Origin of the sequence: Mesorhizobium sp. C277A (assembly GCF_040324395.1) — a bacterium.
Taxonomy (GTDB): domain Bacteria; phylum Pseudomonadota; class Alphaproteobacteria; order Rhizobiales; family Rhizobiaceae; genus Mesorhizobium.
On sequence record NZ_JAMYVW010000004.1, the window covers coordinates 309,653 to 328,175 of the forward strand.

8 protein-coding genes, 4 pseudogenes and 1 other annotated feature are annotated in these 18,523 nt (G+C 60.8%); of the genes and pseudogenes, 6 read left to right on the forward strand and 6 right to left on the reverse strand.

The annotated features are described in order from the left end of the window. The first annotated feature begins 117 nt into the window (after positions 1-117). The gene (locus NKK52_RS31080) at positions 118-8,958 is read left to right on the forward strand and encodes a Ulp1 family isopeptidase (RefSeq protein ID WP_352630864.1); all 8,841 of its coding nucleotides are present in this window, start codon (positions 118-120) and stop codon (positions 8,956-8,958) included. Between the two features lie 152 nt (positions 8,959-9,110). Here NKK52_RS31080 and virG read toward each other — a convergent pair whose 3' ends face one another. Further along, a complete protein-coding gene (gene virG / locus NKK52_RS31085) occupies positions 9,111-9,836 on the reverse strand; it encodes a two-component system response regulator VirG (RefSeq protein ID WP_023685159.1) in 726 nt (241 codons plus the stop codon). A gap of 78 nt (positions 9,837-9,914) precedes the next feature. On the opposite strand from virG, the gene NKK52_RS31090 reads away from it, so the two are divergent. Further along, the gene (locus tag NKK52_RS31090; protein WP_023679571.1) at positions 9,915-10,190 is read left to right on the forward strand and encodes an acyl carrier protein; all 276 of its coding nucleotides are present in this window, start codon (positions 9,915-9,917) and stop codon (positions 10,188-10,190) included. 105 nt (positions 10,191-10,295) lie between these two features. Here the strand turns inward: NKK52_RS31090 and NKK52_RS31095 are convergent, their stop codons facing one another. The 3 genes and pseudogenes from NKK52_RS31095 to NKK52_RS31105 form a co-directional block, all read right to left on the reverse strand. Continuing rightward, positions 10,296-10,904, reverse strand: coding sequence for a hypothetical protein (locus NKK52_RS31095; protein ID WP_023686092.1), 609 nt, complete (start codon positions 10,902-10,904; stop codon positions 10,296-10,298). After that, positions 10,904-11,083 carry a hypothetical protein gene (locus tag NKK52_RS31100; protein ID WP_031194388.1) on the reverse strand — a complete coding sequence of 60 codons (180 nt, stop codon included), beginning with the start codon at positions 11,081-11,083 and terminating at the stop codon, positions 10,904-10,906. The genes NKK52_RS31095 and NKK52_RS31100 overlap by 1 nt, the downstream gene beginning before the upstream one ends. After that, positions 11,080-11,806 (reverse strand): annotated as a pseudogene (locus NKK52_RS31105) (IS6 family transposase). Before NKK52_RS31105 ends, NKK52_RS31100 begins: the two are co-directional and overlap by 4 nt. A 292-nt stretch (positions 11,807-12,098) precedes the next feature. Here NKK52_RS31105 and NKK52_RS31110 point away from each other — a divergent pair. The 3 genes and pseudogenes from NKK52_RS31110 (at position 12,099) to NKK52_RS31120 (ending at position 13,712) form a co-directional block, all read left to right on the forward strand. Then, the gene (locus tag NKK52_RS31110) at positions 12,099-12,476 is read left to right on the forward strand and encodes a hypothetical protein (RefSeq protein ID WP_023693588.1); all 378 of its coding nucleotides are present in this window, start codon (positions 12,099-12,101) and stop codon (positions 12,474-12,476) included. A 234-nt stretch (positions 12,477-12,710) separates the two neighbouring features. Continuing rightward, a pseudogene (locus NKK52_RS31115) lies at positions 12,711-12,874 on the forward strand (DUF1403 family protein); the annotation flags it as partial. A 154-nt stretch (positions 12,875-13,028) separates the two neighbouring features. Next, positions 13,029-13,712, forward strand: a complete 684-nt coding sequence (locus NKK52_RS31120; RefSeq protein WP_023686095.1) for an IS6 family transposase — start codon at positions 13,029-13,031, stop codon at positions 13,710-13,712. Positions 13,713-13,759: 47 nt separating this feature from the next. Here NKK52_RS31120 and NKK52_RS31125 read toward each other — a convergent pair whose 3' ends face one another. Continuing rightward, positions 13,760-15,679: a potassium transporter Kup gene (locus NKK52_RS31125; RefSeq protein WP_352630869.1), complete on the reverse strand. Its 1,920-nt coding sequence runs from the start codon at positions 15,677-15,679 to the stop codon at positions 13,760-13,762. A gap of 502 nt (positions 15,680-16,181) precedes the next feature. Here NKK52_RS31125 and NKK52_RS31130 point away from each other — a divergent pair. Continuing rightward, a pseudogene (locus NKK52_RS31130) lies at positions 16,182-17,073 on the forward strand (IS3 family transposase); the annotation flags it as partial. Further along, positions 16,433-16,549: a sequence feature (AL1L pseudoknot), on the forward strand. (Overlaps the previous pseudogene by 117 nt.) Here NKK52_RS31130 and NKK52_RS31135 read toward each other — a convergent pair. Beyond that, positions 17,052-18,499: pseudogene (locus NKK52_RS31135) on the reverse strand (IS30 family transposase). The pseudogenes NKK52_RS31130 and NKK52_RS31135 sit on opposite strands and share 22 nt — an antisense overlap. Positions 18,500-18,523 lie beyond the last annotated feature (24 nt).

Here is an 18,523-nt window from a genome sequence, read left to right on the forward strand (position 1 = left end):
CAGCGCAATCGGCGCGCAGAAAATTAGGCCTACCCGCTCCGGGACCGCGGACCTCGTCAGCTTCTCGTAAGTATGCCCGAGTAGGTTGCTCAGCTGATCTGTGGACGTGAGGCTAACGTGAACCGGCACAAATTTGACCTATCCAATGTAACAGGTTGGCGGCAGGTGCAGCCCCCGGCATCTCAAGAGCAAGCGGCACAGGCCGGGCAAGAGGGCTTTGAGCAGCGCTCGGGCGAGGCGCGCCAAGCCGCTGCCCAAATTCCCGCCCCCGGCGTTCCGGCTCTGCCAGACCCGTTCCATCCTCATCCGTCTCACGGAGACCTGAGCCTCATCGAAGGCGCGGCCCCATGGGAAGCGCAGCCCATGATGCAAGGGAGCGGACAAGAACACGCCGCGGCGCCGTACGCCGGAGGCAGTGGGTCGATGCTAGGTGCCTCGGTGCTGCAGCCGGGTCACTCAACGGCGCGCCATCATCATGCGCCGGATTCGTCAGTGGGTGATCTGAATCCTTCCGCACCGTTCGAGTTGCGTGACCATGCTCGTTCCCCCGTGCCGGCGGCGGTGCAGCCAGATCCTCCAGTAGTGGTCTCCGACGGTCGCGGCTGCAAGCGTCCTCTTTATTCCAACGATGCGACCGTTGTCGAAGGGCTGAGGTCACTCTACGCGGGTAAGGCCAAGGAGGAAACGGTCAAGCGCCATGTAAATTCTCTTTACGGCTTTGGTCGTTGGCTCTTTAAAAATAACAAGCCGGGATTTGCTGCTCGGCTTCACGAGGAGTCGCTGGATGAAGATCTCAAGGAGTACGAGAGCAGTGGTGGCTCCTCGACTGTGGCTGTGGCACTGCGTCGTCTCAGAGAGTCGGCGGGCGGAGTGCCAATGGTGGGCCGCGCTGTCCTGAATCCCGACCCTGCCGACGCCGTGCTCATCAAAGAGTACAAAGCGGCTCTCATCAAAGAGTACAAGGGAGCGCCTGCGACCGGGCCGAATCGCCAAACCATTCACGACTATGGAGCTACTCTTAGACGTTTCAGTGAATACCTGGTTGAAAACAACAAGCCGGGGATTGCGGCTCGGCTTCACGAGGAGTCGCTGGATGAAGATGCCAAGCGCTATAAGGCCTCCAGTGGTGACCGGAGGATCATTGCACTAGCTCAACTCCGGAAGTTCCTGCCGTCCGCCGCACTCGGGCGCGAAATTGCCCTTGCTGCTCGTCCGGAAGACGCACTCGGCATGGAGGCTCGTGCCATTGGGGACACCGCTGCGCAGCACAGCGGGCCGCAGAAGGCATTGGGTCGGCCAGAGAAGCTCCCTGGGGAAGCTAATGAAGACGCCGCTGTTCTGCCATCGTCTTTCGTACCAACTGGGCACCATCACCAAGCCTCGGATCCCGCAGAGTCCTTTCGTCCCCTGATCTGGCGCGACGGCGACCAGCGCGCGCCGGACGAGCGGATCGCTGCACAGGACAGGAGCAACCTGCTACCAAGCGAGGAGGTGCCACTGAGGCCACCGGAATTCGCTCCTCCCAGCTTGCGGGCGGGGAATTCCGCCTCGCCAGAGCTCTTTCCTGAGGGGATGTCCCCCGCGGTCGAAGGGTTTTTTGGTGTTTTCGGCGACCCCAGCGGGCGGGTGCTCGGCGCATTGCAATTGCTAGGCGACGAACATATCCACAGGGATTACCAGCTCCTGGAGCAGGAGTTGCAGGGGAACAATCCAGAACTCGCCGCCCGGACGCGGTTCGTGGATCCCCTCGTAGCCAATTATCATCTGCGCTTGGGCTCCGAGAGCGACAAGCTAAGCGCATTCCAGCGCATCGTCCATAATCAGAACGGTAACGACACAGCCGACTTCCTGTTCGTGCCAGTGAGCGATGGCGGTAAGACTCTTGCGGAGCGCGGCAAACATTGGTCGCTGCTGTTCGTTGATCGCAGCGACCGGGAACGGCCGGTTGCCTATCATTATGACTCCGTCAGCGGATGGCATGACAAGCTTGCAAAACACCTCGCAGAAAGGCTGGGCGCCAGCCTGGAGACCCGCGTGGACTTACCCCGCATCGCCCAGCAGAGCAACGAGTGGGATTGCGGAGTCTACGTGGTGGACGGCACGCGGGCGCTGGTTGGGCGATTGCAAAGATGGCAGCCAGACCTGCCAGACCTGAACCTCAACAACCTCGTCGTCAATCGGCAGGCACTACAAACCCGACTCATGGGTGACGATACATCTGGAACGGCAAATTATCTCACGAACTTTGAACTCATGGACCGACAGGCGCGAGACGCGGTTAAGGAAAGCCCCGTTGGGACGTTTCACCAGCGGATCAAGCGGCTCGGCCAGTCAGCGCGAGCGTTGCACGACAGAGCCCTGGCTCCAGTCGCGCCGGACCAAGGCAACCCAGACTCGGTGTTCGTACGGGACGTTGTTCCCGGGGAAACACGCCATCATCATGCGCCGGATTCGTCAGTGGTTGATCTGAATCCCCCCGCACCGTTCGAGTTGCGTGACCATGCTCGTTCTATGCCGGCGGCGGTGCAGCCAGATCCTCCAGTAGTGGTCTCCGGTCGCGACAAGCGTCCTCTTTATTCCAACGATGCGACCGTTGTCGAAGGGCTGCGGTCAGCACTCTATGCCGGTAAGGTCGGGGAGCGCACGGTCACGGACCATGTAAATTCTCTTCTCGGCTTTGGTCGTTGGCTCTTTGATAATAACAAGCCGGGATTTGCTACTCGGCTTGACGATCCGTTGCTGGATCAGGATCTCAAGGAGTACCAGCGCGAGAGTGGCTCCTCGAACGTGGCTAGAGCACTGGGTCGTCTCAAAGAGTCGGCGGGCGGAGCGCCAATGGTGGGCCGCGCTGCCCTGAATCCCGACCCTGCCGACGCCGTGCTCATCAAAGAGTACAAAGCGGCTCTCATCAAAGAGTACAAGGGAGCGCCTGCGACCGGGCCGAATCCCAAAACCACTCAGGACTATGCGGCTACTCTTAGACGTTTCAGTCAATACCTGCATGAAAACAACAGGCCGGGGATTGCGGCTCGGCTTTACGAGGGGTCGCTGGATGAAGATGCCAGGCGTTATTTGGACTCCAGTGGTAACCGGTGGATCAGTGCACTAGCTCATCTCCGGAAGTTCCCGCCGTACGCCGCACTCGGGCGCGAAATTGCCCTTGCTGCTCGTCCGGAAGACGCAGTCGGCATGGAGGCTCGTGCCATTGGGGACGCCGCTGCGCAGCACAGCGGGCCGCAGAAGGCATTGGGTCGGCCAGAGAAGCCCCCTGGGAAAGCTAAGCAGCTGAGCGAGATCGGCAATTCAGGCGCTCGCGTGCTGATGCAGGCCCCCACCCATCAAGTGGGTGCATTGGCATGGGAGGCGCAGCCCATGATGCTGGGGGACGAGCACCTGGCACCGCATACCGGAGGCAGTGGGTCGATGCTGGGTGCCTCGGTGCTGCAGCCGGGTCACTCAACGGCGCGCGATTCGTCAGTGGTTGATCTGAATCCCCCCGCACCGTTCGAGTTGCGTGACCATGCTCGTTCTGTGCCGGCGGCGCCTGCCGGGCCAGCGTTCGCCAGGGCTGAGGAGACGCCCTCCGCGGTTGGCGAGGCCGCGGAGGCCGCAAGGTGGGCTCGGTTGCAAAAGCAAATGGACGAACCAGTGCATGATCCCGGCCCTCAAGTGGATACATCGCCATGGGAGGCGCAACTCATGGTGCAAGGGAGCGGACAAGAACACGCCGCGGCGCCCTACGCCGGAGGCAGTGGGTCGATGCTGGGGGCCTCGGTGCTGCAGCCGGATCACTCAACGGCGCGCCATCATCATGCGCCGGATTCGTCAGTGGTTGATCTGAATCCCCCCTCACCGTCCGAGTTGCGTGACCCTGCTCGTTCTGTGCCGCCGGCGCCTGCCGGGCCAGCGTTCGCCAGGGCTGAGGAGACGTCCTCCGCGGTTGGCGAGGCCGCGGTGGCCGAAAGGTGGGCTCGGTTGCAAAAGCAGAAGGTCGACGCTGATTTGTCGGGATATTTCGACTCGATTCCGCACGCGGACCTTCTACGATCGCCATGGGAGGCGCAACTCATGACGCAAGGGAGCGGACAAGAACACGCCGCGGCGCCCTACGCCGGAGGCAGTGGGTCGATGCTGGGTGCCTCGGTGCTGCAGCCGGGTCACTCAACGGCGCGCGATTCGTCAGTGGTTGATCTGAATCCCCCCGCACCGTTCGAGTTGCGTGACCATGCTCGTTCTGTGCCGGCGGCGCCTGCCGGGCCAGCGTTCGCCAGGGCTGAGGAGACGCCCTCCGCGGTTGGCGAGGCCGCGGTGGCCGAAAGGTGGGCTCGGTTGCAAAAGCAAATGGACGAACCAGTGCATGATCCCGGCCCTCAAGTGGATACATCGCCATGGGAGGCGCAACTCATGGTGCAAGGGAGCGGACAAGAACACGCCGCGGCGCCCTACGCCGGAGACAGTGGGTCGAGGCTAGGTGCCTCGGTGCTGCAGCCGGGTCACTCAACGGCGCGCCATCATGATGCGCCGGATTCGTCAGTGGTTGATCTGAATCCCCCCGCACCGTCCGAGTTGCGTGACCCTGCTCGTTCTGTGCCGCCGGCGGTGCAGCCAGATCCTCCAATAGGGGTCTCCGGTCGCGACAAGGGTCCTCTCTATTCCAACGATGCGACCATTGTCGAAGGGCTGAGGTCAGCATTGGAGAGCACGGTCAAGCGCCATGTAAATTCTCTTCTCGGCTTTGGTCGTTGGCTCTTTGATAATAACAGGCCGGGATTTGCTGCTCGGCTTCACGAGGAGTCGCTGGATCCGGATCTCAAGGAGTACGAGAGCAAGAGTGGCTCCTCGGACGTGGCTAGAGCAGTGGGTCATCTCAAGACGTGGGCGGGCGGAGCGCCAGTGCTGGACCGCGCCGCTGTCCTGAATAATCCCGACCCTGCCGACGCCGCGCTCATCAGAGATTACACAGCGGCTCCCATCAAAGAGTACAAGGCAGCGCCGACCGGGCCGAATCCCGCTACCATTCAGACCTATGGATCTGCTCCTAGACGTTTCAGTGAATACCTGGTTGAAAACAAAAAGCCGGGGATTGCGGCTCGGCTTCACGAGGGGTCGCTGGATGAAGATGCCAAGCGCTATAACAACTCCGGTGGGATCAGTGCACTAGCTCATCTCCGGAAGTCCGAACTCGGGCGCGAGCTCCCTGGGAAAGCTAATGAAGACGACGCTGTTCTGCCATTGCCTTTCGTGCCAACTGGGCCCCATCACCAAGCCTCGGATCCCGCAGGGTCCTTTCGTCCCCTGATCTGGCGCGACGGCGACCAGCGCGCGCCGGACGAGCGGATCGCAGCACAGGACAGGAGCAACCAGCTACCAAGCGAGGAGGTCCTCATCAACCGTGAGCATGATACAGCGGAGTTGAGACCAGCGAAGAGGCAAAGGACCCCGAACAGTCGTCTGCAGGACGTTGCCACTGAGCCGCAGCTGAGCGAGATCGGCAATTCAGGCGCTCGCGTGCTGATGCAGGCCCCCACCCATCAAGTGGGTGCATTGCCATGGGAAGCGCAGCCCATGATGCAAGGGAGCGGACAAGAACACGCCGCGGCGCCGTACGCCGGAGGCAGTGGGTCGATGCTGGGTGCCTCGGTGCTGCAGCCGGGTCACTCAACGGCGCGCCATCATCATGCGCCGGATTCGTCAGTGGTTGATCTGAATCCCCCCGCACCGTCCGAGTTGCGTGACCATGCTCGTTCTGTGCCGGCGGCGGTGCAGCCAGATCCTCCAATAGGGGTCTCCGGTCGCGACAAGGGTCCCCTCTATTCCAACGATGCGACCGTTGTCGAAGGGCTGAGGTCAGCTTACGCGGGTAAGGTCAAGGAGAGCACGGTCAAGCGCCATGTAAATTCTCTTCTCGGCTTTGGTCGTTGGCTCTTTGACAATAACAGGCCGGGATTTGCTGCTCGGCTTGACGAATCGTCGCTGGATCAGGATCGCAAGGAGTACGAGAGCAGGGGTGGCCCCTCGGAGTACGAGAGCAGGGGTGGCCCCTCGATCGTGGCTAGAGCACTGGGTCGTCTCAAGACGTTGGCGGGCGGAGCGCCAGTGGTCGACCGCCCTGTCCGGAATCCCTACCCTGCCGACGCCGCGCTCATCAGAGATTACACAGCGGCTCTCATCAAAGAGTACAAAGAAGCGCCTGCGACCGGGCCGAATCGCGGTACCATTCAGGTCTATGGATCTACTCTTATACGTTTCAGTGAATATCTGCATGAAAACAAAAAGCCGGGGATTGCGGATCGGCTTCACGAGGGGTCGCTGGATGAAGATGCCAAGCGCTATGTGAACTCCGGTGGTAACCGGAGGATCAGTGCACTAGCTCATCTCCGGAAGTTCGCACCCGGGCGCGAAATTGCCCTTGCTGCTCGTCCGGAAGACGCAGTCGGCATGGAGGCTCGTGCCATTGGGGACGCCGCTGCGCAGCGCAGCGGGACGCAGGAGGCATTGGGTCGGCCAGAGAGGCCCCCTGGGAAAGCTAAAGACGGGCGGGTGCTCGGCGCATTGGAATGGCTAGGCGACGAACATATCCAGAGGGATTACCAACTCCTAGAGCAGGAGTTGCAGGGGAACAATCCAGATCTCGCCGCCCGGACGCGGTTCGTGGATCCCCTCGTAGCCAATTATCATCTGCGCTTGGGCTCCGAGAGCGTCATGCTAAGCGCATTCCAGCGCATCGTCCATCAGAACGGTAACGACACAGCCGACTTCCTGTTCGTGCCAGTGAGCGATGGCGGTAAGACTCTTGCGGAGCGCGGCACCCATTGGTCGCTGCTGTTCGTTGATCGCAGCGACCGGGAACGGCCGGTTGCCTATCATTATGACTCCTACAACGGATGCAATGACACGCTTGCAAAAGAGCTCGCAGAAAATCTGGGCGCCAGCCTGGAGACCCGCGTGGGCGTATCCCGCATCGCCCAGCAGAGCAACGTGGTGGATTGCGGAGTCTACGTGGTGGACGGCACGCGGGCGCTGGTTGGGCGATTGCAATCGCAGCCAGATAACCTGAACCTCAACAACCTCGTCGTCAATCGGCAGGCACTACAAACCCGCCTCAGTGGTGACAATACATTCGGAACGGCAAATAATCTTACGAACTTTGAACTCATGGACCGACAGGCCCGAGACGCGGTTAAGGAAAGCCCCGTTGGGACGTTTCACCAGCAGATCAAGCGGCTCGGCCAGTCAGCGCCAGACGTTGCTCCCGGGGACCCATTTAAATTTCAAAGTCTTGAGAGCAAGGGGGACGCCGCTGCGCAGCGCAGCGGGCCGCAGGAGGAATACAGTTGGCCAGAGTATCTCCCCCCTGGGAAAGCTAATGAAGACGACGCTGTTCTGGCATCGTCTTTCGTGCCAACTGGGCCCCATCACCAAGCCTCGGATCCCGCAGGGTCCTTTCGTCCCCTGAGCTGGCGCGACGGCGACCAGCGCGCGCCGGACGAGCGGATCGCTGCACAGGACAGGAGCAACCAGCTACCAAGCGAGGAGGTCCTCATCAACCGTGAGCATGATACAGCGGAGTTGAGACCAGCGAAGAGGCAAAGGACCCCGAACAGTCGTCTGCAGGACGTTGCCACTGAGCCGCAGCTGAGCGAGATCGGCAATTCAGGCGCTCGCGTGCTGATGCAGGCCCCCACCCATCAACTGGGTGCATTGCCATGGGAGGCGCGGCCCATGATGCAAGGGAGCGGACAAGAACACGCCGCGGCGCCGTACGCCGGAGGCAGTGGGTCGATGCTGGGTGCCTCGGTGCTGCAGCCGGGTCACTCAACGGCGCGCCATCATCATGCGCCGGATTCGTCAGTGGTTGATCTGAATCCCCCCGCACCGTCCGAGTTGCGTGACCATGCTCGTTCTGTGCCGGCGGCGGTGCAGCCAGATCGCCCAAAAGTGGTCTCCGGTCCCGACAAGGGTCCTCTTTATTCCAACGATGCGACCCTTGTCGAAGGGCTGAGGTCAGCACTCTATGCCGGTAATGTCGGGGAGATCACGGTCAAGCGCCATGTAGATATTCTTTTCGGCTTTGGTCATTGGCTCGTTGAAAATAACAAGCCGGGGATTGCGGATCGGCTTCACGATTCGTCGCTGGATCGGGATCGCAAGGAGTACGAGATCTGGGGTGGCGGCCCCTCGGCCGTGGCTGGGTCACTGGGTCGTCTCAAGACGTGGGCGGGCGGAGCGCCAGTGGTGGGCCGCCCTGCCCTGAATCCCCACCCTGCCGACGCCGTGCTCATCAGAGAGTACACAGCGGCTCTCATCAAAGCGTACGAGGCAGCGCCGACCGGGCCGAAACCCCGTACCGTCGAGGTCTATGGGTCTGCTCTTAGACGTTTCAGTCAATGCCTGGTTGAAAACAAAAAGCCGGGGATTGCGGATCGGCTTCACGAGCGGTCGCTGGATGAAGATGCCAAGCGCTATATGAAAACCGCTGACATCAGTGCACTAACTCATGTCCGGAAGTTCGCACTCGGGCGCGAAATTGCCCTTGCTGCTCGTCCGGAAGACGCAGTCGGCATGGAGGCTCGTGCCATTGGGGACGCCGCTGCGCAGACCGCGGCACAAGCTCATGGCCACGCAGGAGAGCAGGGACCCATCTCTCGAGCTCAACAAGTCGCGCCAGCGCCGTTTGAACGGCACTTGGGCAAGAAGCGTGAGGCCCAGGACGGACTGACGAGTACACTTGACAGGAGCAACCTCGTGAACAGCGGGGGCGTCATCATAAACAATGAACATTACACAGCGCTGTTGAGACCGGCGAAGAGGCAGAGGACTGATAATCCGCAAAGCCGCGCCATGAGGCGGCAACTGAGCGAAGCAACCACGACGTCCATCAGCCAAGCCTCCGATCAAGCCCGAGCGGACCTAATGGCTTCCTTCAGAAGCAGGGAGCGCTCCGACGCGGGGCGTTGAGCTCCATGGCTGGGGTCAAGCAGAACAGCTCTCTTGACGACAGAGGCGCTGATGCGATCTCCGGACCGGTAGCTCTCGCCGTAATTGATCAGGCTGGTACTGTTGGAAGGCTTGATCAGCCTCGTCACCCCAATCTCCAGCATAGCTCACTGTCACGCGGCCAACGTGCCTCCGTAGCTAACATCTACGTCAGCGTTGAAGAAGTACCCTGCGCCACGGGATGTTTTGACCAGGCGAGGGTTGGCCGCATCAGCCTCCAGCTTTCGGCGCAAGCGCATGATTAGGACATCGATACTTCGATCGTACACCTCTTCTCCACGCACACGGCTCGCGAGCAAAAGCCGTTCTCTGGATAGCACGTTGCGGGGGTTCTCCAGAAATGCGATCAAGAGATTGAACTCACATGCGGTAAGCTTGACCTCGCCACGCTCCGCACAGATCAGTCGCCGCTGCTTCACGCTGAGCTTCCAGGCCCCAAAGCGAAATGAGCGCTGCTCTCTGGTTCGCGGACTAGAAATGCGCTGGCGTAGCGCTACTCGAATGCGGGCCAGGAATTCGCGCATCCCGAAAGGCTTGGGAATGAAATCGGTTGCGCCGAGCTCCAGTGCAACCACTTTTTCCGCCTCATCAAGCCGGTCGCCGCTGATCACTATGATAGGAACATCCGATTTTGTCGCCAGATTGCGGACGATCGCAAGTCCATCCTCCCGGCCTAGGTTAAGGTCAACAACCACGAGATCGACTGGCTCACGTGAAAGAACATAGTCAAACTGCTTGCTATCGTGGACTGCGGTTACCTTCAGGGCATGCATCGTGAGATACTCGGCGATGAGGCGCCGCATTGCGGCATCATCGTCAATGACAAGAACATGTTTCAACGGCACACCTGGTTTTGGGGGTTGCGCCCCGATCAGGGTTGCATTACCTGAATCTGCAAGCAAAAGGCTGTATTAGTGATGACATTACTTGAAATTGAACAACTGGTTCTCAAAACCCTCAACGCTCTAGTTGCCGAAAAAGTAGAGGTGTCGATGACAACCAGAATGCGGGATCTCGGCCTCGACAGCCTCGACTATAACGAGCTTGCTACGGCGATCGAGAGCCGACTTGGCTGGTTTGTCGACGATTACAAGCTCTGGCAATACGAGTCCGTAAGGCATGTCGCCGACGCCGTCGCCAGTCAGGAGTTGCGCACCGCGGAACCACCAGCAGTGCGACAAGTGCTGGAGTAGTGCTGTAGGCACAGGTTACGGTGAGGGCAGCTTGGGCGGCGGTAGCTATTGCCATTGCTCCGCTGTGGTTTCTATTCGTGACTGGTGTGTTTGAGAACTGTTGGGTCAGCCCGGTCCATGTCGCAGTGCCGATGCCCCTTTGGTGGCGTTGCCCGCAATTGCGATCGCTGCGCCCAGGGCACCAATGCTGACGGTCGTTGTCAGGCCACCCGTTGAATTGTTGTCAGAGGCAACAGTGCCCACCACACCATCCCAATTGGTGGTCGTATAGACCGACATGTAGTCACGGAACACGCTCTCACTATACGTGGTCACGATCGTTGCCGTCGTACCGGTTGGCACGAGGGCCGACCACACTGACAGATAGACCACACCAGAATTGAAGATGCTTTCCACCTGAGCGAGAAGGGTGGCAGCCACACCCCCAATCGTCATACTGTTGACGGTCACTGCACTTTCGGTGTCAGTTGTCACGATGACACGACGATTAGCGTGTGGCGCGACAAGAAGCGGAATGCTGGTGTGGGTGTAAACGGTCGTGGCAGTCGAGTCTTCGTGAGTGCCATTGAAGACCAGATCTATCGGGAACATTTTCTCCCAGACGCCCGAGCTGCGCACATAGACCTGTCGAGCCTTGGTCCAGAGGCTTGAGATTTTCACCCATACGGCGCTAGCCGCCCCCCAGACCCCGGAGGCTTTGACGTAAAGGGCCATTACGGCTGCACCCAGAAATCACCGTCCACGCCGCCAGAAGGGGCAGCGGCCGAGATCGTGACGCTGCGATTTGCCATCGTGCCGACGCCGAGAAGCGCCTTGGTCTGGGCAATGGACTGCGGTCGACGATAATTGTCCCCGGTGCCGTCACTCGACACGCGACCGACGAAGCTCGTCACAGCGTCGGCACCTGTGGCGTAGGTCGAGCGGTACAAACGCGTCGTGATATCACCAGCGCCATCGCGCTGAGGCGATGAACATGTATGGCGAGAGCAGAACGTTTGGGGCGGGACGAAGAGGTTGCGGAGGGCTGACAAGGTCGAGACGAAGCGTTGCAGGCCTCCCGGCGATCGGACCTCTGCATCATCCGCTCCCGTTTTCGCGGCGGCACATGGGAATTCTCCGCTCCGTTGTTCAACCCCTTGTGCGACCGGTGCTTGACGTCCGGCATCACCTGTCGCTTTGCCGCTCCATACGAGCGCAGCTAGTCGGTGATCATGCGCTTCGGCGCGAGCCCCTGCTTCTTCAACGGCCGCGTCAGCAAGCGCTTGGCGGCCTTGGTGTTGCGGCGGTTTTGCACGATTTCGTCCAGCACATATCCATCCTGGTCGACGGCGCGCCACAACCAAAGCTTTTTGCCGGGCGATGGTGACGACCACTTCGTTCAGGTACCAGACATCATTCCGGCACGGCGGCTTGCGGCGCAAGCAGCGAGCGCAGTCCAGCCCGAACTTAGATGCCCCACCGGCGACTTGTCTCATACGAAACCACGATGCCGCGTTCCAGCAGCATTTCCTCAACCAGGCGCAGGCTCAGCGGAAACCGGAAATAAAGCCAGAGCGCGTGGGCGATAATAGGCGGCGGAAATCGGGGGGCGTGTAGCTGACGGCGGGCGTATTCATGCCCCCGGCGTCCATGTCGCAAATCTTGACGATTGCTTGTGTGTCAAGCCCGCCGCAGGTCTCAACGCGTTCATATGCAGACATTGTGAAAATCGTCCTATTCCGCCTTTTTTTACCGCCCCTTAAGTCCCCCGCTCGCATGCTTGTCGATGCATTGAACTCATAGCCATCGGCCAAGGATTTTGGAAAATATGGTTCCGCTCGCAGCAGAAAACGTGAGAGCCGCTGTAGGCCTAACGTCAAGGGGAGAGAGCGGTTTGATTGGACGAAATGGGTACCGGAGTACCGAGTCATGAAGCCACGAGGTAATCTGGTCCGACTGAAGCAATTTCAGGTGAATGAGAAGCGGCGACAGTTGCACCAGCTAGACATCATGATTGCCGATTTCGAACGCATGGCGCGAGAACTGGACTTCCAGATAAACGCCGAGGAAACGAAGGGCGGCATCTCCGATGTCAATCATTTCGCTTATCCGACGTTCGCCAAGGCCGCTCGCCTACGTCGTGACAACGTCAAGAATTCGCAATCGGACCTTCTGCGGCAGAGAACCGCAGCCGAGCCATGCCTCGCCGAGGCTGAAGCAGAGCTCTCCAAGGCGCAATTGCTAGAATCGCGCAGCGGCAGAGGCCACGACCTCGAACCCGGCAACCGAAGCGCCATGATCGGCTGAGCCGGACGGCTTCAGCGCGCCTCAATTCGCGACACCGACTGGCCGTTGGCGCGCGAGAGGCGTGCGGGCACTGTAAAGATATCAGCGTCTTGATGCAGCGATAGCTGGTCGGGACGGCTGTCATGCTGCGGCGACATACGCGATTTTGTCCAGATTTGCATAGCGGCGTTACGCAGGTATGGGGGAAAGTGGAATTGGTTGGCAATCGGATCATCGGTGGAGACGAACCGCTGCCGGCGGACCGGCGCCTGGCGGCAACGCCTGGCGCTTTCGGCGGCGGCGGTAACGGCAAAGCAGGCTGGCCGCGTCGAGGATGAAGCGGCCCCTGCGTGATGCCGTTCTGCTCACGGCCGGGAGACGGGGTCGGCCCCGCCGGCCGGATGCTGCTCGCTTGGCGCGGCACCGTAAAGTCAACCGACAGCTTATGAAGATGTGCTTACATTGGGCCATGTCAGAAGTTGCTCGTGGTCCGCTCTATGGTCGCCACCGCTTTCCCCCGAGATCATTGCGCACGCGGTATGGCTCTACTTTCGCTTTCCGCTCAGCCTGCGCATGGTTGAGGACATGCTGGCGGCCCGCGGCATCATCGTCACGCATCAGACCGTTCGAAGCTGCGCGGAGAAATTCGGACGGCATTTCGCCCAGGAGATCAATATCAGCCGGCTGCCTGGGCGACAAATGGCATCTCGACGAATGTGTCGTGGCTATCAGTGCAAGAAGCAGTGGCTCTGGCGTGCCGTCGATCAGGACGGCTTCGTCCTCGAAGTGCTGGTACAAAGCCGCCGAAATGCCAAGGCGGCAAAGCGTCTGATGCGCAAGTTGCTGAAAGCTCAAGGGCGGACACCACGGATCATGATCACCGACAAGCTCCGATCCTATGATGCCGCCATGCGCGACCTCATGCCCGGCGTCGAACACCGGTCGCACACAGGCCTGAATAATCGAGCGGAAAATTCGCACCAGCCGACCCGACGACGCCAAAGGATCATGAAACGCTTCAAGTCGGCACGCCAGCTTCAGCGGTTCGTTTCCATCCATGATCCGATTGCCGACCTGCTCACTTTCCCTGCAATGCGCTGTCATCGGCTCAACATCGAGACCTGCGTAACGCTCCCATGCAAATCTGAACAAAATCGCGTGTGTCGCCACAGCGTGACAGCCGTCCCGGCCAGCTATCGCTGCATCAAGCCGCTGAAACTTACAGTGCCGGGCGCGCTGCTACCTGAATTTCCTTAACGCTCATTCAATGTGACAGCACCGATTCTTCTCAACCGCGGCATGCCCTAAATCGCCACCTGCGTGCCGATCTCGACCACACGTCCGGTCGGGATCTGGAAATACTCCGTCGCATCGGCCGCCGAGCGGGCGAGCCCGATGAACAGCTTGTCCTGCCACACCGGCATGCCGGAATTGGGCGATGCCTTGAGCGAGCGCCGCGACAGGAAGAACGACGTCGTCATGATGTCGAACTTCCAGCCCTGCTTGCGGCAGATCGCCAGCGCGCGCGGAATGTTGGGCTGCTCCATATAGCCGAAGGTCAGCGTCACCCGCATGAACAGCTCGTTGACTGTCTCCATCTTGACCCGCTCGCTGTCGGGCACCAGCGGCTGCGGTGCGGTGACCACCGACAGAATGACGTTCTGCTCGTGCAGCACCTTGTAGTGCTTCAGGCTGTGCATCAGCGCTGTCGGCGCGCTTTGCGGATCGCTGGTCAGGAACACGGCGGTGCCGGACACCAGCTGCGGCTTCTTCTTCAGCAGATTGCCGGCGAGGAAATCGAGCGGGATTTCGTTGCGCCGGGCCTTGTCGAACAGATAGCGGCTGCCGCGCACCCAGGTCCACATCGCCAGAACGATGGTGAAGGCCACCGCAAGCGACGCCCAGCCGCCCTCGAACACCTTCACGATGTTGGAGGCAAAGAAGCCGATGTCGATGAATGCGAACACCGCCGTCATCGCCACCGCCACCCACAGGCGCCATTTCCAAATGCGCGTCATGACGACGAACAGCAGCACCGTCGTCACCAGCATGTTGCCGGTCACCGAGATGCCATAGGCGGAGGCCAGCTTGCTCGATTCGCCGAAACCGACGACCAGCAACATCACCGCCAACGCCAGCAAAACATTGACGCGGGGCATGTAGATCTGGCCCGACTGCCGTTCCGACGTGTGCAGGATTTCGAGGCGCGGCAGCATATTGAGCTGCACCGCCTGCCGGGTCAGCGAGAAGGCGCCGGAGATGACCGCCTGGCTGGCGATAACCGTCGCCGCGGTTGCCAATACCACCATCGGGATCAGCGTCCAGCCTTCGTTCATCTCGAAGAATGGATGGCCGACGTGACCGTTCTTCGCCAGCACGAAAGCGCCCTGCCCAGCATAGTTTAGCAGCAGGCAGGGAAACACGATCCACAGCCAGGCGACCACGATGGGCCTGCATCCGAAATGGCCGAGATCGGCATAGAGTGCTTCGGCGCCGGTGACGGCGAGGAAGATGGCGCCGATGGTCACGAAAGCGACGTCGGGCGAATGGATCAGGAAGGCGACGATGTAGTGCGGGCTCACCGCCCACAGGATTTCTGGATCGGCGATGATGTGGTTGAGACCGGAAAGGCCAATTGCCAGGAACCATACGGCGGTCACCGGGCCGAACACCAATCCCACCCCGCCGGTGCCAAAGCGCTGCACCGCGAACACCATGGCCAGGATGACCAGTGTCAGCGGCACCACATAGGGCTGGAAGGTCGGCGTGACGACGTTCATACCCTCGACAGCCGACAGCACCGAAATCGCGGGCGTGATGACCGCGTCGCCGAAAAACAGCGAGGCGCCGACGATGCCGATGCCCAGGATCACCGCCGACCGCTTGGGGAAACTGCCGCGCGCTAGCGCCATCAGCGACAGCACGCCGCCCTCGCCGCCGTTATCGGCGCGCAGCACGAACATGATGTACTTGATGGTGACGATGATAGTCAGCGACCAGATGATCAGCGACAGCACGCCGAGGATATCGCCGCGCTCGGCGACATTGCCGCCCGACGACGCCACCAGCGCCTCACGGAACGCGTAGATCGGGCTGGTGCCAATATCGCCATAGACAACGCCGAGCGCGCCTAGCATCAGCACCTTGGGGCTTTGCTGTTCGATTGCCGGATGGCTCGACTGTTCGACGGGTTCTGCCTCGCTACCGGTATTGGTAAGGACCATGGACGACACTCCGATAAGGGGCGGCCCTCTACCTTTGCTGCACTGCAATATCAAGTGCCGCGACGTAATGGCTCCGGATGCGGACCGCATTTGTTGCCGCACCGGCGGATTGTCTCATACGAAACCACGATCCCGCTCCCGGGCCATTTCCTCGACGAGACACAGGCTCAAGGGGACCTGAAGGAGGGCCAGACCGGATGGGCGATGATCTGCGGCAGGAAACGATGGCGCTGCTTGTAGCTGACGGCATATCTTTCTCCTTTGTGTGTCTGCCAGACGAGCGGGCGGGCACGGAAGTGGTCGCGCTCTGGCTGCCAGACATACTCGTCCAACCTGATGAAAACCTGACTTGTACACCCAGCCCAAACAGGTGCGAGGGGTCGGTTATTACCAAAGGCTCTGAGGGCTGATTCTCTAGGGTTTCCGCCCAGATTGATCCGTGCCCCTTGTTGTGTTCCGCCCCGGGTTGATCGGAGGCTCCAACTCCTGAGAAGGTGGAACCATGACAAGCAAGGCGACCAACAAGTTCTCTCCCGAGGTCCGGACCCCCCGCGGTGCGGCTGGTTCTGGATCACGAACGCGAGCATACGTCGCGCTGGGCGGCGGTTTCATCGATCGCCGCCAAGATCGGCTGCAAGAAAGCCGAGCGTGACGGCGGCGTGCGCGCCGGAGTTCCCACGGATGCTGCGACGAAACTGAAGGCTCTGGAACGCGAGAGCCGCGAGCTTCGCAGGCCAACGAGAGCAGGGCTTCCGCGTATTTTGCCCAGGCGAAGCTCGACCGCCGGTTCAGGCCACGATCGCGTTCATCGACGATCACCGCAAGGCGCATGGGGTTGAGCCGATCTGCAAGGTGCTGCCGATCGCCCCGTCGACCTACCACGACCATGTCGCCAAGCGCGTCGACCCCTGCCGGCTGTCGGCTCGGGCAAGATGGGATACAGCCTCGAAGCATGAGGTCCGACGGTTTGAGGCGAACTTCCGCGTCTACGGCGTTCGCAAGGTCTGGCGGCGGTTGCGTCGCGAGGGCTTCGACGTCGCCCGCTGCACGGTTGCCCGCTTGATGAAGGCCATGAGCCTCGAAGGCATCGTCCGCCGATCCGCACTACGGTGAGCGACAAGGCCGCACCTTGCCCTCTCGACCACGTCAACCACCAGTTCCACTGCTCCGCGCCGAACATGCTGCGGGTCTCCGACTTCACCTGCGTCGCGACCTGGACGGGCTTCGTCTATGTCGCCTTTGTCATCGACACCTATGCCCGTCGGATCGTCGGCTGGCGGGTGAGCCGGACGGCGCATGCAGCCTTCGTTCTCGATGCCCTGGAACAGGCTCTCGATGATCGGCGGCCCGTGCGGGGAGGCGGGCTCATCCATCACAGCGATAGAGGCAGCCAAGGCGGATTCAACCGGATCGTCGCAACACCGGCATCATACTGTCCCCCAAGGAGTTGGTCGAGGAGTTCGGCAGGTGTTTTCCAGCCGAGCGTTTTGCGCGGTCTTGTGTTGATAGCATGGGCGACTGCGTCCAGTTCCCGGGCTGTGTGCCGACTGAGATCCGTGCCCTTTGGAAAGTACTGTCTCAGCAAGCCGTTGGTGTTTTCGTTGGAGTCTCGCTGCCACGGGCTTGGGGATCGCAGAAGAAAATCTCGAGCCCGGTGTCGATGCGCAGGTCGGCTGCTGCGCCATTTCCGCTCCATGGGCCCAAGTCAGCGACTGACGCAGTTGCTCGGGAAGTTTGCCCATGGATCGGGCTATGGCTCTGCGGACTGCTTCAACGCCGTGGCCGGCAAGTGGTGGACCGTTCTTGATGCGCAGGCTCTGCTGATAGCCATTGCATGCGCGGCAGGTGAAGCACGCATTGTGAAGCGTGAACTTCGTTCCACGAGCGTACCGATCGCCTAGCTTCCGAGGCCAAGGATGAGGTCGCCTTCCCAATGTCCGGGGACAGCCCGATCGGCAATTTCGGCCGGACGGTCGCTTATTATAAGGGCGTCTCCAATGAAGGACTTGTTGCGAACTCGGGCCCGTTCGCGCGGTACGCGCGTTCGGGCGGTACGCGCAACGCTCGGCCTGAACGCAGACATGCGGTCAGTCCTCGGCGCAATGCTCCGCGTCCTTGAATGTACAAGGACTGATAGATCGTCTCGTGGCTGATCCGCATGGTTTGATCCTCTGGGTAATCGATCTGAAGCCGATTTAGCGATCTGCTCGGGGCTCCAGGTTGCCGACCACCTCCGGCTCTGTCGTTTTTTCCACACCCACCTTGGGGCCCTCGAATGAGGCGCCATTGGGGTTGGTGACTTTGCCGGCCAAGCGCTCCTCAACATATTCACGCAGAGCCGGATTGACCGCCAGCTTGCCAGGAGGCCGGCGGGACTCACGATCGGCGTGCCATTGGGCGGCACTGGCCGGTAATCCAGATTGCCGCTACGCGTCGCGGCATTGCGCCTGACCTCCCGCGAGATTGTGCTCGGCGGCCGACCTAGCTTACGAGCAATGGCCCGGATGCCGATCCCCTTGGCAAGCTCAAGCGCAATATCCTCGCGCTCCCGAAAGAAAGATATCGCCCCGAAGGCGGCTTCGCCCACGGCGCCAAATGCGTTGGCGGCATCCCTCCTGTACTCCGAAACCAGCGCGGACCAAGAGGCGTTGATGTACCGGCATCCAGTGCGGCCTCCTCGCTCGAATGTCCCAAGGCAATAGCTTGCCAGAACCGGAAGCGATTCTCACGCTGCCAGGCAGGCGGACGCCCGGGCGAATCCAGCTTCTTTCGAGTGCACCGATCTAAGCGCGTTGGTGAGCCGTCATTGCCACCTCCAATCCCTTGGTGTCGCGACGACCGGTT